Raw genomic sequence first — 21226 nt, forward strand, 5'->3', positions numbered from 1 at the left:
TTTTAGAAGGCAACTTTAACTGAAATAATCATAATAAATCCTCCCAGTGCCTAAATAAATACTCTATATGTTAAATTTATATAGATTAAGAACATAATTAAATCTATAAATATTTAAATATATAAGTATAATGCATATTATATATTATACATGCACATTCCGTAAACTTATTTTTATTTTGTAGGTGCAGGAAGTTCATTTATTTTTATCTTAAATAAACTATACGGCTTTTCTCTTAAATCTTTTCCATAATGATAGTCAGCTTGTCTATTTAATTGATTTGCTATAAAATACAAATATTTATCTGGCCCTATGGAAAGTGTGTCTGGCCATAATATCCTTGGGTCATGCGCTATAGTTTTCATTGTACCATCTGGTAGAATAGTTCTAATACTATTATTCTCATAATCACTTGCATATACTGTTCCACTTGCATCAGACATTAGTCCGTCTGAAGCCCCTTTGTCCCCTAAGTCTTTTATAAATGATGATAATTCCTTATCTGGAATTGATTTATCCCTTAAAAGTACTGTTTCAATAGAATATAAATTTCTACTTGATAATGGACAATAATATAGAATTCCTCCATCTGGAGATATAGCTATCCCATCTACTGCAAAATTAATTGATGCTGTTGTTCCATTTTCTTCTCTTTTAAGAAATACTTCTCCTTCAACCTTGGGAATAAAATTAGGATCAGGTGATGTTGATTTATCTCCATTTAATCTTCTAAATGCTTCACCACTCTTTAAATCAAGTACAATAATTCCTCCTATCCCATTTGTAGAAGAGTCAGTTATATATGCATACCCCTCTTCACCAACACGATAATCAATACGAAGATCATTTAAATAAGTCGTGGGTAAAACTACATCTTCAGAAAAAGTATAAATTCTTCTTATTTTATTAGTTTTTAAATCTATAGCTACTAACTTAGCACCACCTTTTATAGGTTCAGAAAACATAGGTGATGCTGTATCTAATACAAAAAGTGTTCCTCTTCCATCTGCCACAACACTTTGCACACTTATAAAGTTTTTACTTGGATCATTATAATCTTCTTCATTTACTTCCATATTAGGATACGGAACTAATTTATTCTTAACTATTTCTGCCACGGTAAATTTAACATCGTCTCCCCACTTCGGAAAATTCACAAAAATACGCCCTTCTTCAGATATAGTAACACCTGTCGGCATTGGCCCATAAAAAGCAAAGACTTGCTCTAAATCTCCAAAATACTTTTCTCTAGGTAACCTTTTATGTTTCATAAAAACTCCTTTTTATTTTATAGTATGTGTTAAATGAAGTTTGATGAACAAAACATAAATAGCCCTATTTTTACTTTTAATATTTATAGTCTATTCTTTTAAGATACTTATTTAATCAACTTTGTACATTCACCTAAATAGTATATACGTAAAACGTGAAGTGCTCTTGTGCAAGCTGTATAAAGCAGCAATCTTTCCTCGTCATTGTAATTTTTATCTCCTGCATTATATATTATTACTACATCAAATTCTAATCCTTTAGCAAGAAAAGATGGAATCACTAACGTATCGTTTATATATTCATCCTCATCATTTAACAGTGCATTAACATGAACTTTATCTTTTAGAGAATTATAAACATCCTGTGCTTCTTTTATAGTTTTAGTTATAATTCCAATAGATTTATGTCCCTTTTCTTTATATATTTTTATATCTTGTAGTAATTGTTCTTTTATATTTTTTTCATCAGAGAACCCAATAATAACTGGTTTATCTCCACTTCGTGCTACACATTCATAATTAATATTATTATCTAAAATCTTTTTAGCAAACTCAGTAATTTCCATTGTAGATCTATAACTTTTGCTTAAATTAATTATACAAGTACTATCTGTCGGAAATATATCTAATATATTTGTATAATTTCCAAGATTCATAAATGGATTTATAGATTGATTTAAATCTCCAAGTATAGTAATATTTGCATTATTAAAAAGTTTATATAGTATTTCATATTGTAATGGTGTATAATCCTGTGCTTCATCAATAATAACGTATTTTATCTCAGAAATCTTCAATATATCTCCTAATGCCCCTTTCAAATATAAAAGTGCATGCTGATCTTCATAATTAAACTTTTTAGATTTTATCATTTCTAGAGTATAAAGTTTAACTTTATTAATATCTTTCTTATCATAATCCGTATTTTCAGTTTTTGAAAAACACTCTAGATTATTAAATAAATCTGTATAAATATCAATTATATTAAATTCTGTCATTTCACAAATTTCAGAGTATATATAATCTATTTCATTTTTCACAATTGCTTTACTTTGTTTAATAGCTTCTGCATCATCCATACCACTATTATATTTTTTTAAACTTTCAACCTCTTCACCTAATCTATCTTTCTCATAAGGCTCTAAGAGATATAATATTCTTTCTCGCAACTTTTCAAGTCTTCTTTTTAACGGAAGGTGCCCATAATCATTTAAAAATAGTTCCTGTAATTCTTCAGCTGATATTATTAAATTACCATTAAAAACTATATCTTTAAAATCATTCTTATCTTTTTCTAAAGATAGTACATAATCTTTTAATATATTAAGAAATTGTTTGGAAGATTTAAATTTAATACTTTTTATTCTATCTTTATATCCATCTTCATTTTTAGGGGAAAGTATATACTCCATCATTTCACAATATTCTTCTTTAATAATCTCATTACCTAGTGCCTTATGCATATATTCTTTAAATGTAGTTTGACACATATTATCTTCACCAAGTTGTGGCAATACATCTGAAATATAATCATTAAAAATATTATTTGGAGAAAATATTAATATATTTTGTGGCCCTATCTTTTCTCTATGCTTATATAATAAATACGCAATTCTATGAAGCGCAACAGAAGTTTTCCCACTTCCTGCCGGTCCCTGTACTATTAAAATCTTGTATTCTTCATTACGTATTATTTTGTTTTGCTCTCTTTGAATAGTTGTTACTATCGCTTTCATCTTATTATCGCTATTCTTAGCTAACATATCTTGGAGTATTTCATCATCTATCTTGAGATTGCTATCAAACATATAATTAAGTTCACCATTACTGATCTTATATTGTCTTTTTAGAGTAAGATCACCACTGATAACTCCCTCTGGACATGTATATCTAGCTTCTCCAATTTCATAATCATAAAACATACTAGATATTGGTGCTCTCCAATCATATACAAGAAAATCAAAATCATCATTGATTAAATTAGACATGCCTATATAATATTTTTCTGCAATCTTATTTCCTTCTTCAGCAAAATCTATTCTTGCAAAATAAGGAGATAAGAGCATTTTTTCATATTTCTCTTCAAGATTTCTTGTAAACTCGTGTTTTCTTTTTTGAATTTTCATAGCATTTATAAATTCCATAAAATCTACAATTTGATCTAGACCATTATCAACTGAAACTGAGCCAATATCTTCCCATAATTGCTTTTGAGTTTCAATTGTTTCCTTCCTAAATCTATCTTTAAAGTTATGCTTCTCATGTAATTGTTTCTTGACCTCTTCTAGTACTTCTTGTAACCATTGTTTTTCAAGATCTAATTCATATTTATTATTGTCCATAATACTCCACTCTCCCTGATATAAATTATAAAAATAATTTATAAAATCTATTGACATCAAACATTAGAAGGTGTAAAATATAATTGAGGGATAATATATTCTTACCCTTATTGCAAAGTGATATCAAATTTGATTATATCACTTTTATTTTTTATGTCAATAAATACTTTTGCATTATACTGTATAAATAATAAATGAGGTTTTTCATTTATATTATTATAAATATCAAAAAAGGTTGTAGTTTAAACTACAACCTTCAACAATCTAAAATTATCTTCTATTTTGTTCTTTTTTAGCTCTTCTACAAGATATACATCTTGTTGGCTCATTATCGAATCCTTTTTCTTTGTAGAATTCTTGTTCTCCTACTGAAAATATGAATTCACTTCCGCAATCTCTGCATGTTATTGTCTTATCTGACATAAATATTCCTCCTAAAATTAAAGATTCTAATTTGATATAATAATCTCTAACTTTCGAGAAACTACTTATCCAAATGAAACTTTTTTTGTTAGCATTTTTGCTACTCTCTTATAATAACATAGTATTTATTTAATTGCAAGCTTTTTATGAATATTTTAAATTAATGCAATATTTTCTATATATCAGCTTGAGTCTTATGTAACTCTTTCATAATTTCATATATTTTACGAGTAGTATTAACATTTCTTACTGTCATTTTTTTATATAGATTAGTTCCTACTAACTTATTCATACCACTTTGCGTAATATTACTTTTATCTATTGTCCATAGAACCGCACCAGGAACGTATAAAACTGTATCTATTTGAGGCTTAATTTTTAATTCATCAAGCAATGTCTCATTGTCTATTTCTTTCCATAAAAATAATACATCGCTTCTCATACTTTTATCGTTCTTCCAAGACTCTGGTATGTTTTTCATCATATTCTCAAAATCATTTATACTACGGAGTAGCACTTTAATATTTAACTGAAACTCGCTAAGTATAGCTTCTTCTAGAATCTTTGTGATCTCCTCCTTTGTATGTTCCATATCTACAAAAACCACATTGCCAGAATTAATGTATGTTATAACTGACTTCATACCAATTCTTTCAAAAGTTTCTTTCAGCAGCTTCATATCAATTTTATTATTTCCACCAACATTTATTCCCCTTAGTAAAGCAACATAAATCATTAATTCACCGACTCTCATTTCTTTATTAAATCTATTTTCACATGTTTATATAACTAATTATTTAAAGCATTATTATTTACAGTACTATTCTCCGTATCGGATATAATGAGTTTTTTAAATCAACATTTTTTGAATCATTTCATCGGTTCTAAAAAATAATTAAATTCACAATAAATATCTATTTATCAGTTAGTCATGTTATTAACTAATTTACATTTATATAAATTAATTGATATTTCATATATAAATAAATCATATCGTACTTAAATTATTTTGTAAATCATCTAAATACAAATTAAAACTATGATTTAAGAATGCCTCTTCACATTAGTTTTCAGTACCTTCTGCTTTGTGTAATACATTACGCAGTGTAAAAGCCCATTCATCAGGCATATCCGCTAGAGAACCATGGTGTCCTGGAAATACTACCAGTTCACATCCCAGCTTCTCTGCCAAAATTTTATTACTTATTGCATACCATGTCTTCTTATTTAGCGACCATTCTCCAGCAGCCATAAATACTTTGACCCCATCTTTCTTAAGCTTTTCAATATCTGGCATATAGTTAGTTACTGGAAGTAATTCAAGTTTAATGGAGACATCCGCTTCGTCCTTTTCACTTATATATTTTTCATCACTTGCATTGTAGTTGTTATTTATATATTCATCTCCCTTTTTTGATGACTTAATCATCTTCATTACAGGAACCTGAGAACCAGCCATGTATCGAAGTGATGCCACTGCTGCGCCAAATCGAAATGCTGTTAAATATACACCTGCAAAAAAGTGCTGCCATTTTATCGCATTGGGATGCATCCTTGTAATTGGTGCTTCGTGGGCCACCACAGCACGAACAGAACCTGGATATGTCTTGGCCATATCTAGTGCAATTACTGCACCAGCACTATTCCCAAATACGAAACTAGATTCCTCACCTAATGAATACAAAATAGCTATAGCATCACGACTTTGCTGCCCAATCTCAAAATTTTGTGGGTTATTCATCGTGCTTCGTCCATTGGCTCGGCGGTCATAAGTTATTACCCTATACTCATTACTAAGCAAATCTGCAAGTCTGGAATAGTATTTACTCTCTCCAGCAGAAATCATTAGTAGAGGTTTACCTTTACCACGTACTTCGTAGTATAAGTTATCACCCTCGGTTGTTATATATCCACATTCTATATTTCTATCTTTTGTAATCATACCGATTACCCCCTAATCTTTAAGTATTCTTTTTTATCATTCTTTTACATCTGCAAATCTATCTTTTTAAGAAAACTTTATTATTGTACACTTCTCTGATTATTATATCTTTATGTATGTTTTCCTATCAAGGAACTAAACAATTCTGTTATAAGCTTATCCATTTCTCTGTTATAATAAACAAAAGCAGTACTTGAATATCATAACTCTTGATCTCAAGTACTGCCATAATCTATTTAGTCTTTTTCACTTCTCTAATTATTTTTCTAATAGTATGCTCAACAAGATAATATTTCTCAGCAAGTGATTTAATAGAAGTTCCTTTTTGAAAGCTATTATAAATCTCTCTATTTCTATTCATTAAATCATCTTTTACTCCATTATTTTCTCCCCAAGCCTTCCTATTTTCACATTTTCTAGGTATATATAAATAACCTCCATCTATATATTGTTGAATTATTTCAACAATATAATTAGGTAATATATCTTGTGCTTTTTCATATTTCATAGCATTTACTCCTATATACATTTTTGTAAATAACGAAGCAAAGTCTGCACAAATATATTTTAGCCTCAAACTTTGTAGATTAGGCTCCGAACAAATTTATGTTCTATATCTTCGTGCGACCTTGCCCGGAGCATCTACTAGTAACAGGAAATTTTATAATTTCCACTATTTATTCCCCCTAACCTATATATATTTGTCTAAAAAATAATTATATCATATTATCTTACCTTTTATACTATCTTAAATAGCTTACTTCTATCATCATTACTACCTAATTAAAAATATATTTATTTATGCTCTCGAATTTAGAGACTTGTATATAAACACTTAAATGCAATGATGGTTAGTTAGAAATAAAAAATACCATAATTAATTTAATAAGAAAGGTCAGAGACTTTGTATAAACAAATCTTCTGACATTCCTTACGTTTCATCATACTACATTTAAAAGTAGTATCTTAAAAAGATTATAAATTATTCCATATCAACCCTATTTACGATATAAAATCTTTCTAATAGTTTCTACAGACAAATTAAAAGTATCTGCTAGTTCTTCCATAGAAGCACCAGCTTCATATTTTTCACATATTTTCTGATTTCGATCCTCATAGTACCTACGTGCACCAGAGCCTTCACCCCATTTCTGTCTTTCAGTAACCTGAGGAATATAGATTGTTTCTCCTGATGTGTATTTCTGGATTTCGCGAAGTAATTTATCCGGCAAAATTTCTGAAGCATTTCTATATTTCATAACTATCCCATTCCCAATTCAATATTTTATAATCTACATTCCTCTATCCTTGCTTTTCTAAAAACTCTTTCAGATTATCATACTTTCTTAAAATAGCTCCATTTTTCTTTATTTCACTAACGATGTATTTATCTATTTCATCTGCACGTTTTTCGAAAGCAGACAAATTATTAATATCATAGCTACCAAGTAAATCCATCTTATCTAAGCCTGCTTCTTCCGTAAGAATATCAAATTCTACTTGTAAATAACATCCCAAATGAAAACATTCAAAAAACTTATTATTCTTACAGGCATAAGCAATACGTCTGAAGGTATATCTGCCTTCCTCATACCATGCTGCCAATTCTTCATAATTATAGCTTTTTAAATTTCTCTCAGGTGTAAACTGCTCGAAAAACTCTCTTGTTTCTCCTATTACATTATGCACTGCTTTAAATATTGTCTCGATATCTTTAGCACTAAGAATTTCTTCATAGCGTCTCAAAAAAGTAGCTGGGATCATTTGCAATGATTTTATCTGTTCTAATATTTGTGAATATCCATAATCCATTTTCAGGTAAGTTCCATTAATTATTGCTAATGCATGACTTAGATATTCAATAATTCCTCCCGCAGCCTTTCTAACATTACCAAGACTCTTTTCAAAGACCATAGTCTTATATATATTCATTGCCGAATTAATTTTTTCCAAGGATTTCATATATATAAACTCTTTGTTTTTCAAGTTATTAAACATAGTTTTTCTTAGTAATTCAAAACGTTCTCTATCAGTATCATTCCTCGCATAGAGGATTTCACTATCCGCTAAACAAAATACAATGCCTTCATTTAGCATAGATAGTCCCTCTACTCTTTCCCAAGACATAGGAAACAAATCATATCCCATATCATCAATTATAAAAGCTCTTGCAAGAGAATATCCACGGTCGCAGGCTGGTATAAAAAAGTCAAATGCCATATCATCTCCATCCTCAGGTACCTTACATGCCCCTTTTCTTCCAAGTAGTAAACTTATCTCTCCATTAAATTCTGTTTCTATTTTATTGATAGCCCATTCAATTAGCTCTTTATCTATTTTTTTCATATATGATCCCCTCACAAACTTTTATTTAAAAGTAACAGCTGTTTCTTATAATTCCATTTTATAGAAATAGGTTAAAACCTTCAATACCATCATTTTTTCTTACCTGTTCTCTACCAAACTAAGAGATTGTATTAATATAGAGGTTTACCATAGATAAAAAAAGTGCTTCATCCCACCAGACTAGCACTTCTTTCTAAAAAATTTACTTAATTAAATTCATCCAATAGCCCTATCAAATTTCAATATATGGGTATCTTTACGAGAGACAAGGCATTTTAAAACCCATATAATACCAAGGATTAAAAATAAAAATGCAATACCTAACTTTTTCCCATTTCCAAATACCGTTGCCAATAACCCATCTTATTTTTGTGATTCCGTCAATGTTCAAATAGTTTTCCAACTAATAATACATCGGAGAAATATCCAATGAGAATTTTGAAATATTCCCCTGTATTCCTGGAAGAATAGACTCTGCCCTACATTTCTATTTCTATATAATTTCTAAATATCACATCTATATTAGAATTAGCACATACATATTTTGTGAATATGCATAGCTAACCTTATTATTTTTTATTACTTATGATACGGTTCATTGTTCATTATTCTAAATATCCATATTTCTAACCAATACCTCAAACTACTTCTCCACACTACCAATTTCATTTCTATTTCTATCTACAGCTATAATCCTTATGTTTGATATATCGTCTAGTCTTAATTTCTCTTTATATTCATTTAAAGATGTTCTTATGTTAAAGTTACTTTCATCTACATAATGAAGAATACATATAGTTTTACTGTAATCTTCTATTAATTCTCTAAATAATTCATTTATATTTCCATCATCACAATTAAAGGTAAATCCACATACGCAAATAATATCTGATTCTTTAAATTAATTATACATATCTACGTATCTTTTAGACGTCTTAACTGAAGTTAATGGTTTTATACCACTTTGTGTAAATAAAAAAGGTACTATTATATGCTTATTCTATTTGTTTTCATCGAAGTATAATCCTCTAAATTATAATATTCTTTGTTTCAACTATCTTTATAAGAGATTCATCCTCAAATTTCTTGAATCTTCTGCTTATCGTTTCTCTTCTCACTCCTATTAAATATAAATTTTTCAAATCACAGTTGACAAGAAACCTTAAGGTGTCATACAATTTATAAGAAACCTTAAGGTTTCTATTATATGCTATAAACTGAGGTGAATAAATGAAAGAAATCAGAAAAAGTTTACCAGATATTTTTCGTTCTATAAAAATTAATGCTGATATACAAAAAGTATGGAAAGCTGTTTCCACGGCCAAAGGTTTATCAAGTTGGTTAATGCCCTGTACTATTGAAGCAAAGCTAGGTAATTCCTTTACTATGAATCGTGAACCTATGGGTGAATGGGATGGGACAATACACTGTGTAGTTAAAGAACTAGATCCTCCATATAAACTTGGTTTTTCATGGAGTGGTAATGGTTTAGATCATTATATTACATTTAAACTTAAGCCAGATAAGGATGGAACACAATTTATTTTAATTCATTCTGGCTGGCTTGAAGGTACAGAGAGAATTCGTGAAACAATGTATGATGGTTGGGGACACATTTTGGATGGATTTAAGGAAACTCAAGAGGTAGGTGATAAGCTTAATGAAACACCGAGAGGAAAATGATGTTTTCTTTGCAATCGCCGATTCAACAAGAAGAGATATATTAGGTATGCTCTCTAATGGGAATTTAGCACTTAAAGATATTTCCAACAATTTTGAAATTACACGAACAGCAGTTTCAAAGCACCTAAGAATTTTGCAAGCTGCAAACTTAATTGAGTCCTATAAAATTGGTAGAAATACAATATATCAAATATCTCCAAAGCCACTTATGGAGGTCCAAGAATGGCTTCAAACGTATTCTGAGTTTTGGGATGAGAAATTAAATAATTTAAAAAATTTCGTAGAAAACAATGATTTTTAAAATATAATAACGAAGGGGAAGTTGGCTTATGAATCAAGGACAAGAACTATTTTATAATTTTTTTATTGAGAGAGCAATGGATGATAGAAAGGAAGAAGCTAAATCATTATTAGAAGAAAGTTTTGCAAAGCAAGCTGCTGGAACATTTGACATGACATATTTTCAAGAAATAATGCCTAGATTTTTTGCAGTAATAAAACCTGAAGCTTTAGAAGAAGTTAAAAATTCAATGAATCATTTTGCATCAAGACTATAAAATCATTATATATTATATCTTCTTAAATTAATTTAAGGACTTACATAATTTTAGTAAGTCCTTGTTTATTATCTTTAATAAAGTAATTACAAAATTATTTAAGATATCTATCTTTTTCTAAAGAAACTTAAATTATGATTGTATCGTCTTTTCTTTACTTTTACTAACTATACTTAATAAATACTCTTCTAATTTAATAATACCATTATATACACTAAAATTAAGTGCAGTTTCTCTTCCGCTTTTTCCTAAGGATTCTCTTAATTCTTTATTAGTCAATACAGAAATTACTAAAGATGATAATGAATCTGAGTCGTATACATCTGAAACTAGCCCATTATTTCCATTAGAAATAAATTCATTTATTCCTCCGCAGTTAGTTGTTATTACAGGAATTCCTGATGCCATAGCCTCCAATGGCGGCATACCAAACCCTTCGTATACTGAAGTAAATAAAAATAAATCTGATTTTCTATAATACTCTGCCAAATCATTTTGAGATGGTTTTTCAATAAAATTAATTGGAAAGCTAACCCCTTGTATTTTAGGAACTAATTGGCACACCCAATTTACACTAAACCTATACCCCATATCCCAAACCTTTTGTAATGTTTGAACTGCAGTATTAAAATCTTTGAATTTTAAGCCTGGATTTCCTACTAATAGAATAGAATTATTAAATTGATGTGATTCAGGATAATATAAATCTGTATTTATAAAATTAGGTATTATATATGATTCTCTATTAAATCTTGACTTTAACACTTTGCTTATAGTTTCTGATACGCTAGCTAAGTGAAAATTACATCTATAAATCTTTAATAGCTCCTCTCTATATGGATGTTTAGATGATAGGTCTCCATAATCCCCAAAAAGGAATTCATTTCCTTGCTCCAAGTAAACTACTGGCAGTTTACTATCCTTAAGCTCATATATTTGATTAAAAAAACCACATACTACAACATCACATTTATCTATATAATCTATATAAGATTTATCTAAAGGAACTATTACCTCTTGATCTATTTTTATATCATACCAATCAGGAATAACAGTATCTCCCTCTTTTCCTTTAATAAACCCAACTATCTTATGTCCTCTATCCCGTAATTCTTTCATTTGTGATAAAATCATTTTCATTCCACCAGTCAAGTTTTTATGAGGAAGTATATATCCTATAGATAGTTTATTTTTATCTAGCTTACTTTTATCTATTTTGATCATATGGTTAAATTGATTATTTACATCTCTTTTAGGGAATATTTGAAATAATTCTGCAAAATTATATCCAATTGGAACCTCTTTGTAAGAAAAATCATAATCTACAAAGTCTATAATAGACCACTTACTTTTATGTGCTTCATACTTATTACCTAAATACTCTTCTTGCTCTGCTGGATATCTTGGTGTAGATATTATTAATGACTTATTAACATGATTCATAAGCGCCTTAATAAATTTTTTACCCTCTTCTTTTTCAAAGTGTTCCAACACATCTATTAGTAATATACAATCATACTTTGGTAGATTCTTTATTACTTCCCTGGCATCTCCATAATATATCTTATTGTACACATAATCATGTATAGGGTTCTTATATTTCTCAAAAGCTTCTATTCCTTCAATATTTATTAACCATTGATCCTTGTTATATCTTTCAAAAGGCAAATCAAGTATTTCCCTCACCATTAAACCATACTTTCCAAATCCTACTCCTATATCTAAAATCGAACTAGGATTTTCCTTCTGTACCTGATCTAAAATACTAGAAATTGCTTGGTACCAACTTGTAGGCATCTTTAAAGTTCTCCTTTATACCTTTAAATTTTCACTAATACATATAATATACTTAAACTATTTTTTTGGTTACAATTTCTGAACACATTAGCCTTATTTAATCATATATTACTATATACTATTAAAAATTTATTCACTTATTTACAAGGAGATTAGTAACATGTCATTGAGTTTATGTATGATTGTAAAAAATGAGGAAAATACATTATCTCGATGTCTTGAAAGTGTTAAAGACATCGTAGATGAAATTATATTAGTTGATACGGGTTCTACAGATAATACAGTTGAAATAGCTAAAGGCTATGGTGCAAAAGTATTTTTTTATAAATGGGATAATAGCTTTGCAAATGCTAGGAATTATTCTCTAAGCAAAGCTTCAAAAGATTGGATCCTAATTATGGATGCTGATGATGAATTAGTAAAGGAAGATAAAGATAAGGTAAATTTACTCATTAATAATGAAGAAAATAAGTTAAATGCTTATTTTGGAGAAACACTTAGCTATTCTGGTGAAATTAAAAATTATAATATATATTCTAATTTAAATATTAGATTTATAAGAAATGGTAAAGGATATAAATTTATTGGTGACATCCATGAACAAATTACACCAGGCAGTGATAATGAAAAAAAACAAGGTTTCTTAGGTTTAGTTGATATAAGATTTTATCACTATGGATATCTTAATGAAACTATAATAAAAAAAAATAAACGAAAAAGAAATATGGATATAATTGAAAAAATGCTTAATAATGATCCAAATAATGCTTTTATGCTCTATAATATGGGAGTTGAGTATTCTGCTAAAGGGGACTACTCTGAAGCCTTAAAGTATTTAAATCAAGCATACAAAAATTTTACTCCTACAGCTGGCTTTGGATCAAAATTAATTTTAAAAATGATTTCATGCAACGAAAATCTAAACAACCTTGATGAATGTTTAAAATTAATTGAAGTTGGACAAAAATATTACCCTGCTTGTACTGAATACGAATTCTGTAAAGCAAATATATTTTATAAAAAGCGAAAATATCTATCAGCTATTGAGTCTGCTAAAAAGTGCATATCTATGGGTGAATCCCCTATTCTTCTACGAGAAGTTTCAGGTATTGCTACCTATAAGTCTTATTATCTTTTAGGAATTATTGCATTTAATATTGGCGACTATGAAGATGCTTATGATTATTTAAATACCGCACTTAAAATAAATTCTAAATTAACAGATGCTCTTTTTAAGATTTCTGAAATATTATTTATGAACAATACTGATATTAAACAAATACAAAATCAACTAGAAAGCTACTTTCATACTATAGATGAGGATACTGCCTTCTTACTATCAAAAATCTTTTATCAACAAAATAAATTTGAAGTAGCTTATTATTATATTAACAAGATAGACGAATCTATAGAAAATACTCAAAGAATTTCTTTTTATAAAGGGATTTATTTATACTACCTTAAAAATTACACAGCCGCTTTAGAAAATCTCTATAAAGTAACTGATAAAGAATATTTAAATACTGCAACCTACTGCGCTATCTTATGTGCTCTATTTATAAAAAAATATGAAGAAGTTGATAATTTAATCAGTATTGCTAAAAACTTCGATGAACCTGAAGAAATTATTGTCTATAATAACTTTATATCCTTGATTAAAGGAAATTCAAATACTATATTGAAATGTGAAGATAATTACAAGAACTTACTGCAATCTATTTTTAATCTTTTGGAAGTTCTTTTAAAAGGAAATTGTCTTGATGAATTTAATAAAGCTTTAACTTTCCTTAATCAGATTAATGATGACAGCATATTTTTAAATTTAGGTAAGCTATATCATAAATATGGTTATTTAGATTTATCATACAAAGAGTTTATTAAATCTATTAAAATAAATGAAAATATAGATGCTTCTTCTCTATTTATAATGAATTCAATTCTTAAACAAAGAAAATCCTAAAATTTTTCGACATTACTTAATATTTATATCACATTTTCCAAAGACATTTCATATCTTATGCTATAATAACTATTTAAAATAAACTTATGGAGATGATTAATAATGGCATTTAATGCTAACTTTGACAGTCCTAAAACTGCATCTGGTAGATATGTTAGTATCGTAGGGACCGTTCCAGAAAACACTGCATTTGTAGAAGTTATGCAAATAACAGTTTCTAGATATGAATCTGGCTATGAATATTTTTATGTAACAAAGGAATTCGTTAACTCAACTAACTCACCAAGTGCTGTTAGTGAGAGTATAGCAATAGCAGCTATTCCTATAATTTCTACTTCTGATGTAGTTACCTTTACTTCCTTTGGTTCTATTATAGGTGAAGTAGACCTTCAATAAAAATAAATTTTTAAAAACTTCTCTTATATAAAAACTAAAGTATAAAAAATCTTAAGTGAGTTTTAATGAAATACCCTATAATCTACAGATCATTGAAACTCACTTTTAATATATATCTCTAATATGAGGTGATAAAATGTCAAATATAATTATTCCAGCAGTTAAAAGTCTTACTGTTACAAATAAGTATCCAAATAAAAGTATAAATGAAGGCACAATAACAATAGGATTTGATAATAAAAATACTTACTACAGTTACTTATTTTTTGATTTTTCATCCTTAGCTTCCGATATTATTATATATAGTGCTGAACTTGTACTTTTTAAAACTGATCAATTTTTTAATAATATTGAACAAAAGATATTAATAAGTCCTCTTAGAGATTACTTTAGCACATATACAACATACAACAACGTCCCCAATTATGACCACTATTCCGTAATAAGTTTTTACCCACTAACATCTAAAGTTGCTGTGACAATAAATGTAACTAATATGGTTTCTGCCTGGATAAAAAATAGGCCAAGTAATAAAGGTATAATTCTCTATGGAAAAAGTAAGGGTACAATTGTTAATTTTGGGTCAGTAAAAAATAATGATACTTATCTTATTCCATTTATAAAAGTTCACTATGACCACATTGCCCCTAACAGATATAATAAAAAAGTCTGTAGATATGAGAATGCTAAAAATTACGATGAAGAATGTATTAAAATATGTAAGGGTGAGCTTGAGGAAATATGCACTAAGATTTGCAAGAATATTTGTTGTAATAATCCTTATCCACCTCCGACTCCTCCAGTCCCCAATCCTGGTACTATTGTAGACGTCGATGTTACTGGAAATGTAGCCCCTTATTCAGTATATAATATAATTATAGAGGTTGAAGTTATAAGGGCTTCCACTGGACAAAAGGACTATTATTACGTATCTGATGTTTATAATAATTCCTTGAATGACGATAGTTTACTTATTAATAAGACCTATAAAATTGCAGTAGTTCCGGAAATTCAGTCTGGAGATACTAAATCAGTAAGATTATATGGTTCCTATACAGGTCCTGTAATACATTCTTAAGAAAGATTAAATAACCTTGTACATTAAATTAACTTCATGTTTATTAATCTTTCTTAAGTTTTTTACCTAATAGGACCTTTTTATTATTAGTTGATCATTTAATCTCTTATTACATAAACTCTATCTTTAAGAGATTCATTCGCATGTTGTGATTCTAGATAAATTTATTACATATCTATTTTTTCTAAATAAAAATTTACTCCGAAATATTAATACTTCAGAGTAATTTGAAATTTATTATATTTAATTATCCTAAAATTTTCAATTCCCAACTGTCTCAGGGACTCTCTTATTAAATTCAACTTCATCATTATTTATATTATCTTCTAATAATTGACTTTCTTCCCCTTTAATATGTTTATCAAAGAAGGCTAAAGCGTAATTATTTACAGACTTTATACACTTTAAGGAATCAACTTTACCAACACCAAGATTTTTAGCAAGTAATGGTGATATTCTTGGAAGGTCCGTGAAGTTTAAGTGACCAGAATCCTTTATACATAACGAATATGAAGCATCCTTACTATTGTTATAGGCTTTTATATTTGGTAAGTAAGAATCACTTTTACCTTCTTCCTCCAAAAATAAAGCTCCATACATTAACATAAGAGGTTTATCAAAGCCTTTCTCTCTTATTATTTCACTACCATCATTGTTTAATCCGGTAATATCTCCTATCATTGTTCCATCAATAACTATGGCAGCCTTTACATCATCACGATTTCTTGCAACTTCTGCTGATGCTGCGCCCCCAAGAGAATGACCAAAAAGTCCAATATTATTTACATCAATATGCCCACTTAAAAGGTTACCTGTTGTACCCAAATTACCTGCTTTTACACTATTTATTAATAATTCTATATCTTTAACTCTTAAATCTAGCCAATTATGGGTAATATCAAAGGATTCTTGTCCCTTTATATCCCCTATCTGAACTCCTATCGCTTCATTTAGGAAACTATTATTTACTATTGCTACTTTCCCATCTGCAAAAGAAGTATAAAATGCTTGATAAGCATGATCAATACTGGCTACAATATATCCATGACTAGCTAATTCTCTACAGGTTGAAGCATTACTCATTCTCATGCCAAAGGCACCATGAGAAAAAATAACAAAAGGATATTCTTTTTCAGCATTAGAAATTGAAACTTCTTCTATATCATACTTAACATCATTTTCTGTCCTATCTGATGGATACCAAAATTGAACTGCAATTTTTCTATTATCTCCTGATTTAGAAAGAGTTTCTACTCTATTACTATCTATAAAGTCTACAACAACTGTTCCTACGTCAAAGTTACCTGTTGGTTCTGGAAGAGAGTAAAAAGGTAATAATACTGTTGGAATTAATACACAGATTGCAAATAAAATCAAATTAAATATACGCCTAATACTAGCTAAAATACCATGTTTTTTATCTTTATGCTTATTCTTAAAAATTTTTGGGATTGAACTTATAAAAACTATTACTGTAAATATATAAAGTGGAATAAATCTTACTACAACAGTATCCTTATCTATAAAAATATGCAGTATTAACATACATATAGCCACTAAAGGAGTAAATTCAAGAGCTCTAGGCATTTTCTTATTAGTTACTAACGGCCATAGAAGCATGGGTATATTGAATACTATTATAAGAATCTCTAAAAAAGTTAACATAATACTATAAAACCTCCAATTAATTATATATTAATTGTAGTCCTCAATGAGTTTTTGTACATCTGTCAAAAGTAATAATTTATATGAAATTAATATATGACTAAAGTCATATATTAATTATAGGAAGTCTCCTTAATGGCATATAAAATTAATTTACTTCTATCTACTATTTGCAATTTACTATAAAGGTTACTTATATAATTCTTAACAGTACCAACTGAAATATAGAGACTTTTGGCTATTTCAATATTTGATAATCCTTTTCCAACCAAATGAAGTATTTCTCTTTCTCTCTCTGTAAGTTTACATTTATTTTTCTCTTCCTTATACATAGCAGATTTAATTCTTTTAGGAGTATCTTTATTAATAGAATGAAAATTATTATGATTTATTGCTTCAGACATATGAGATATTATTTTTTCAGCAATTTCTGGTTGTATAATTGAATTCCTATTATATGCATCTCTAATAGCTGAAATTAATTTTTCTAAAGGCAAATCCTTCAGAATATATCCAACTGCACCATTTTTTAAGACTTCTATTATAAATTCATCATCATCAAAAGCTGTTAAAATCACGATTCTTACTGATGGATACTGCTGTTTTATTATTTTAATATACTCAATTACTTCCATCACTGGTATGCTTATGTCCATTATCAGTACATCTGGAATTACACTAGGTATCTTCTCTAAAGCTTCTTTTCCACTCTCACACAATTGAACCACCGCTAAATCCTCTTCTAAATTAATAATAGTCTTAAGTCCTTCTCTCATAAACCTTTTATCATCTGCAATCATTACTTTAATTTTCACTTTCTATAACACCTCATAGGAATTAATAACTTTATTTATCTCGCTATTTAATAGTTAATTTATGTTATTTTTTTCATTTATAACAATAATGTCTCATGATTTCTTCTAATTACTACTCTAGATTTCTCATCTCCTTTATTATTTAAATGAAACTTTCTAAGTCCTTTCCACCATAATTATCTCTAGCTAACTTTTCATACTTTATAAAAATTCCTTCTTATTTTTATAGTATGTATTAAATACAATTTGATGAGAAAATTAATTACTTTAGTATTTATTTATTATAATAAAATGTGAAAAAATTGGCTGTATCAAAATAATTTTAATACAGCCCATTTTAAATTCACGTTAGATTAACTATGTTCACTAGATTATAAATTTAAATAACACATTAATTTTCTTCAAATGGATAGACTAATCCAATCTGACTTCTTACTTCATCCATTATTTTAGCTAATCCTATTGTAAAGCTATGAGAAGCTACACTACTTTCCAAATCTCCATTTATAATACACTTATTAACCTCTTCAATTTCATATTTATATCCAGCCTCTTCATATTTGTCTATAAATTCCTCAGAGACATCTCCATTATATAAGTACGCTTCTTTTGCCATCCAGAATCGTGGTACTACTATCTTTCCATTTTCTCCAAATATCACTGCTGATTTATCTATATCAACTCCTATAGAGCATGTTAAAGATGCTAAAGTTCCATCTTCATACTTAAGATTAATGATATCGCTTTCATCTACATTAGTATTTGTAAATTCAGCACTAGCACTTATTTCCTTTGGATAAGCATTGGCTACATAATTTGAAAATAAAATTGGATAAATACCAACATCTAATAATGCTCCTCCAGCTAAATTTGGATCATATAATCTTGATATTGGATTATAATCACTTTTAAACCCAAAATTTACTGTAATTAATTTGACTTTTCCTATTCTACCTTCTTCTATCCATTTTTTAGCCTGATTTACTGCTGGTAAGAATAATGTCCAAAGTGCTTCCATTATAAATACATTATTTTCTTTTGCAATTTCTATAACTTCTATACCAGTTTTAGCATCATATGAAAATGACTTTTCACATAATACATGTTTTTTAGCTAGTACACATTTCTTTGCATATTCCATATGGTAATTATGAGGTGTTGCTATATAAACTGCATCTATATTATCGTCATTTAAAAATTCATCAATATTTACATAATATTTTTCTATATTATGTTTCTTAGCGAATTCTTTTGTCTTCTCCTCATTTCTCCCATAAACTGCAGAAAGAATTCCATCCTCTGTCTTAATAACTTCATTTGCAAAAGCATTTGCTATTCCACCTGGTGCTATAATTCCCCATCTTATCATAAATTCACTACTCCTCTCTTTTATTACTATAATTATATCTAATTTTTTATGTTAATATCAAATAAAAAATTAGACATATATTATATTCTTTTTAAACTAGCAAGTTCCAAGTAGCCAGAATATAATATATATCTACACATTCAATGAAGAAAAGGAATTTATAAAATATTATTAATAGGTAATATTTTATAAACTCCTAAAAAATAAAAATTATTTTTATCTTTCTTTTTACTTGTTATTTTTTAACCACATAATTGCACTATATGTATGTATAGCTGCACCTGTAGCTAATATATCTTCATTAAATACTACCTTTTCATTGTGCATTGGTTCACCATATAATGGATTTTCTTGCTTTGTGCCAGCACCTAGCATAATATAGACACTTGGAACTTCATATGAGTAAGAAGCAAAATCTTCTGAGCCCATTCCTCCTCCTTCAAATAAAACAACTGACTTTTCACCAATTAAATCTTTCATGTAAGAAGTTAATTCTTTTGCTAGGTCATTATCATTTGCTAAAGGTGGTACTGAAGATAATTCTATTAATTCTGCTTCTCCTCTAAACATCTTAGCAGTAGAAACTACTATATCATTCATTCTATTAAATATAAATTCTCCTAATTCTTTATCTAAACTTCTAATAGTACCTTCCATAATAACTTGATTAGGGATTATATTTGGTGCGTCCCCTCCTACAAATTTACCTATTGTTACAACAGCAGGTTTAGTAGCTGAAATTTCCCTGGAAATTATTTCCTGTAATGATAAATAAATATGTGCTGCTATATTTATTGGATCTACTCCTAATTCTGGCATTGCACCATGGCATCCAGTTCCTTTTACAACTATTCTAAATCTATTACAGCCTGCTATACTAGTACCCAAACCACATAATATAACATTAGAAGGTGTCCCTGAATGTACATGCATTGCCAAAGCTGCATCAACCTTAGGATTTTCAAGTACTCCAGCTGCTAACATCTTTTTAGCTCCTGTAAATCCTTCTTCGTCTGGTTGGAATACTAACTTAACAGTTCCTTCTATTTGCTCTTGATTTTCTTTAAGTAATCTCGCGGCACCTAAAAGCATTGTTGTATGCATATCGTGTCCACAAGCATGCATACAACCATTAGTCGATTTGAAATCACATTCAGTGGCTTCTGTAACTGGAAGTGCATCCATATCTGCCCTAAGTAAAAATGTTTTTCCTGGCTTCTTACCTTCAATTGTAGCAACTATACCACTCTCACATATTTCTTTTGGATCATATCCAAATTCCCTTAGCTTATTCATTACATAAGTTTTTGTTTGTGGTAATTCAGCACCAACTTCAGGATTGCTATGAATCGTTCTCCTATAATTTATTAAGTCCTCTTTTATTAATTTTGCTTGATCAATAATCTTATTCATTAGTACACCTCATTTTTATAATTAAATTATCTAATAAAGTAGGTTTTATACTTTATTATTATGATTTGCATTAATAATAATCTTAATACTATAATTATTATTTTATGATACACTACTAACTTTTCATAAATTTCATACTTTGTATCTTCTCACAATATATCATTAATTA

The 21226-nt window shown here is 28.5% G+C and carries 19 protein-coding genes; 6 read left to right on the top strand and 13 right to left on the bottom strand.

All coding sequences use genetic code 11. The features are described 5' to 3' along the window. Nucleotides 1–173: 173 nt before the first annotated feature. From QK892_RS08580 to QK892_RS08615, 8 genes are all read right to left on the bottom strand, one after another. Entirely contained in the window at nt 174–1271 is a 1098-nt protein-coding gene (locus QK892_RS08580) for an L-dopachrome tautomerase-related protein (protein ID WP_317273129.1), read from the bottom strand. A 107-nt stretch (nt 1272–1378) separates the two neighbouring features. Further along, the gene (gene helD, locus QK892_RS08585; protein ID WP_317273130.1) at nt 1379–3613 is read right to left on the bottom strand and encodes an RNA polymerase recycling motor HelD; all 2235 of its coding nucleotides are present in this window, start codon (nt 3611–3613) and stop codon (nt 1379–1381) included. A 270-nt stretch (nt 3614–3883) separates the two neighbouring features. After that, nucleotides 3884–4036 carry a zinc-ribbon domain-containing protein gene (locus QK892_RS08590; protein ID WP_008680595.1) on the bottom strand — a complete coding sequence of 51 codons (153 nt, stop codon included), beginning with the start codon at nt 4034–4036 and terminating at the stop codon, nt 3884–3886. 175 nt (nt 4037–4211) lie between these two features. Further along, nucleotides 4212–4772, bottom strand: coding sequence for a DUF1697 domain-containing protein (locus QK892_RS08595; protein WP_317273131.1), 561 nt, complete (start codon nt 4770–4772; stop codon nt 4212–4214). A gap of 327 nt (nt 4773–5099) precedes the next feature. Next, entirely contained in the window at nt 5100–5978 is an 879-nt protein-coding gene (locus QK892_RS08600) for an alpha/beta fold hydrolase (RefSeq protein WP_317273132.1), read from the bottom strand. Between the two features lie 232 nt (nt 5979–6210). Next, the gene (locus tag QK892_RS08605) at nt 6211–6486 is read right to left on the bottom strand and encodes a CD3324 family protein (RefSeq protein ID WP_394855013.1); all 276 of its coding nucleotides are present in this window, start codon (nt 6484–6486) and stop codon (nt 6211–6213) included. Between the two features lie 490 nt (nt 6487–6976). Then, nucleotides 6977–7237, bottom strand: coding sequence for a CD3324 family protein (locus QK892_RS08610; RefSeq protein WP_317273133.1), 261 nt, complete (start codon nt 7235–7237; stop codon nt 6977–6979). Between the two features lie 43 nt (nt 7238–7280). Next, complete coding sequence (locus QK892_RS08615; RefSeq protein WP_317273134.1) at nt 7281–8324, bottom strand: hypothetical protein; 1044 nt, start codon at nt 8322–8324, stop codon at nt 7281–7283. A gap of 1230 nt (nt 8325–9554) precedes the next feature. Between QK892_RS08615 and QK892_RS08620 the strand changes: the two genes are divergently transcribed. Genes QK892_RS08620 through QK892_RS08630 form a run of 3 tightly spaced genes read left to right on the top strand, consistent with a single transcriptional unit; the run spans nt 9555 to nt 10564 of the window. Next, nucleotides 9555–10007: an SRPBCC family protein gene (locus QK892_RS08620; protein WP_317273135.1), complete on the top strand. Its 453-nt coding sequence runs from the start codon at nt 9555–9557 to the stop codon at nt 10005–10007. Beyond that, nucleotides 9985–10308, top strand: coding sequence for an ArsR/SmtB family transcription factor (locus tag QK892_RS08625; RefSeq protein ID WP_317273136.1), 324 nt, complete (start codon nt 9985–9987; stop codon nt 10306–10308). The genes QK892_RS08620 and QK892_RS08625 overlap by 23 nt, the downstream gene beginning before the upstream one ends. 28 nt (nt 10309–10336) lie before the next feature. Next, nucleotides 10337–10564: a hypothetical protein gene (locus tag QK892_RS08630; RefSeq protein ID WP_317273137.1), complete on the top strand. Its 228-nt coding sequence runs from the start codon at nt 10337–10339 to the stop codon at nt 10562–10564. 132 nt (nt 10565–10696) lie between these two features. Here the strand turns inward: QK892_RS08630 and QK892_RS08635 are convergent, their stop codons facing one another. Beyond that, nucleotides 10697–12361 carry a glycosyltransferase gene (locus QK892_RS08635; RefSeq protein WP_317273138.1) on the bottom strand — a complete coding sequence of 555 codons (1665 nt, stop codon included), beginning with the start codon at nt 12359–12361 and terminating at the stop codon, nt 10697–10699. Between the two features lie 160 nt (nt 12362–12521). On the opposite strand from QK892_RS08635, the gene QK892_RS08640 reads away from it, so the two are divergent. The 3 genes from QK892_RS08640 (at nt 12522) to QK892_RS08650 (ending at nt 15795) form a co-directional block, all read left to right on the top strand. Then, nucleotides 12522–14321, top strand: a complete 1800-nt coding sequence (locus QK892_RS08640) for a tetratricopeptide repeat-containing glycosyltransferase family 2 protein (RefSeq protein WP_317273139.1) — start codon at nt 12522–12524, stop codon at nt 14319–14321. 102 nt (nt 14322–14423) lie between these two features. Then, nucleotides 14424–14717, top strand: a complete 294-nt coding sequence (locus tag QK892_RS08645) for a hypothetical protein (RefSeq protein ID WP_317273140.1) — start codon at nt 14424–14426, stop codon at nt 14715–14717. 136 nt (nt 14718–14853) lie between these two features. Beyond that, nucleotides 14854–15795 (top strand): DNRLRE domain-containing protein, encoded by a 942-nt coding sequence (locus QK892_RS08650; protein WP_317273141.1) that lies wholly within the window; start codon nt 14854–14856, stop codon nt 15793–15795. Between the two features lie 261 nt (nt 15796–16056). Here the strand turns inward: QK892_RS08650 and QK892_RS08655 are convergent, their stop codons facing one another. The 4 genes from QK892_RS08655 to QK892_RS08670 form a co-directional block, all read right to left on the bottom strand. Continuing rightward, on the bottom strand, nt 16057–17460 hold the full coding sequence (locus QK892_RS08655; RefSeq protein ID WP_317273142.1) for an alpha/beta hydrolase family protein: 1404 nt from the start codon (nt 17458–17460) through the stop codon (nt 16057–16059). A 113-nt stretch (nt 17461–17573) separates the two neighbouring features. After that, a complete protein-coding gene (locus QK892_RS08660; RefSeq protein WP_317273143.1) occupies nt 17574–18275 on the bottom strand; it encodes a response regulator transcription factor in 702 nt (233 codons plus the stop codon). A gap of 391 nt (nt 18276–18666) precedes the next feature. Next, complete coding sequence (locus QK892_RS08665; protein ID WP_317273144.1) at nt 18667–19644, bottom strand: Gfo/Idh/MocA family protein; 978 nt, start codon at nt 19642–19644, stop codon at nt 18667–18669. A gap of 228 nt (nt 19645–19872) precedes the next feature. Further along, complete coding sequence (locus QK892_RS08670; protein ID WP_317273145.1) at nt 19873–21057, bottom strand: M20 metallopeptidase family protein; 1185 nt, start codon at nt 21055–21057, stop codon at nt 19873–19875. Between the last annotated feature and the right edge of the window lie 169 nt (nt 21058–21226).

This window comes from Clostridium lamae (genome assembly GCF_033043255.1).
Taxonomy (GTDB): domain Bacteria; phylum Bacillota; class Clostridia; order Clostridiales; family Clostridiaceae; genus Clostridium; species Clostridium lamae.

Coding starts and splice junctions, on each gene's coding strand:
- QK892_RS08620 (WP_317273135.1), top strand. CDS start 9,555: ATGAAAGAAATCAGAAAAAGTTTACCAGATATTTTTCGTTCTATAAAA.
- QK892_RS08605 (WP_394855013.1), bottom strand. CDS start 6,486: ATGAAATATGAAAAAGCACAAGATATATTACCTAATTATATTGTTGAA.
- QK892_RS08590 (WP_008680595.1), bottom strand. CDS start 4,036: ATGTCAGATAAGACAATAACATGCAGAGATTGCGGAAGTGAATTCATA.
- QK892_RS08610 (WP_317273133.1), bottom strand. CDS start 7,237: ATGAAATATAGAAATGCTTCAGAAATTTTGCCGGATAAATTACTTCGC.
- QK892_RS08665 (WP_317273144.1), bottom strand. CDS start 19,644: ATGATAAGATGGGGAATTATAGCACCAGGTGGAATAGCAAATGCTTTT.
- QK892_RS08635 (WP_317273138.1), bottom strand. CDS start 12,361: ATGCCTACAAGTTGGTACCAAGCAATTTCTAGTATTTTAGATCAGGTA.
- QK892_RS08625 (WP_317273136.1), top strand. CDS start 9,985: ATGAAACACCGAGAGGAAAATGATGTTTTCTTTGCAATCGCCGATTCA.
- QK892_RS08650 (WP_317273141.1), top strand. CDS start 14,854: ATGTCAAATATAATTATTCCAGCAGTTAAAAGTCTTACTGTTACAAAT.
- QK892_RS08630 (WP_317273137.1), top strand. CDS start 10,337: ATGAATCAAGGACAAGAACTATTTTATAATTTTTTTATTGAGAGAGCA.
- QK892_RS08655 (WP_317273142.1), bottom strand. CDS start 17,460: ATGTTAACTTTTTTAGAGATTCTTATAATAGTATTCAATATACCCATG.
- QK892_RS08595 (WP_317273131.1), bottom strand. CDS start 4,772: ATGATTTATGTTGCTTTACTAAGGGGAATAAATGTTGGTGGAAATAAT.
- QK892_RS08670 (WP_317273145.1), bottom strand. CDS start 21,057: ATGAATAAGATTATTGATCAAGCAAAATTAATAAAAGAGGACTTAATA.
- QK892_RS08615 (WP_317273134.1), bottom strand. CDS start 8,324: ATGAAAAAAATAGATAAAGAGCTAATTGAATGGGCTATCAATAAAATA.
- QK892_RS08580 (WP_317273129.1), bottom strand. CDS start 1,271: ATGAAACATAAAAGGTTACCTAGAGAAAAGTATTTTGGAGATTTAGAG.
- QK892_RS08640 (WP_317273139.1), top strand. CDS start 12,522: ATGTCATTGAGTTTATGTATGATTGTAAAAAATGAGGAAAATACATTA.
- QK892_RS08600 (WP_317273132.1), bottom strand. CDS start 5,978: ATGATTACAAAAGATAGAAATATAGAATGTGGATATATAACAACCGAG.
- QK892_RS08645 (WP_317273140.1), top strand. CDS start 14,424: ATGGCATTTAATGCTAACTTTGACAGTCCTAAAACTGCATCTGGTAGA.
- helD (WP_317273130.1), bottom strand. CDS start 3,613: ATGGACAATAATAAATATGAATTAGATCTTGAAAAACAATGGTTACAA.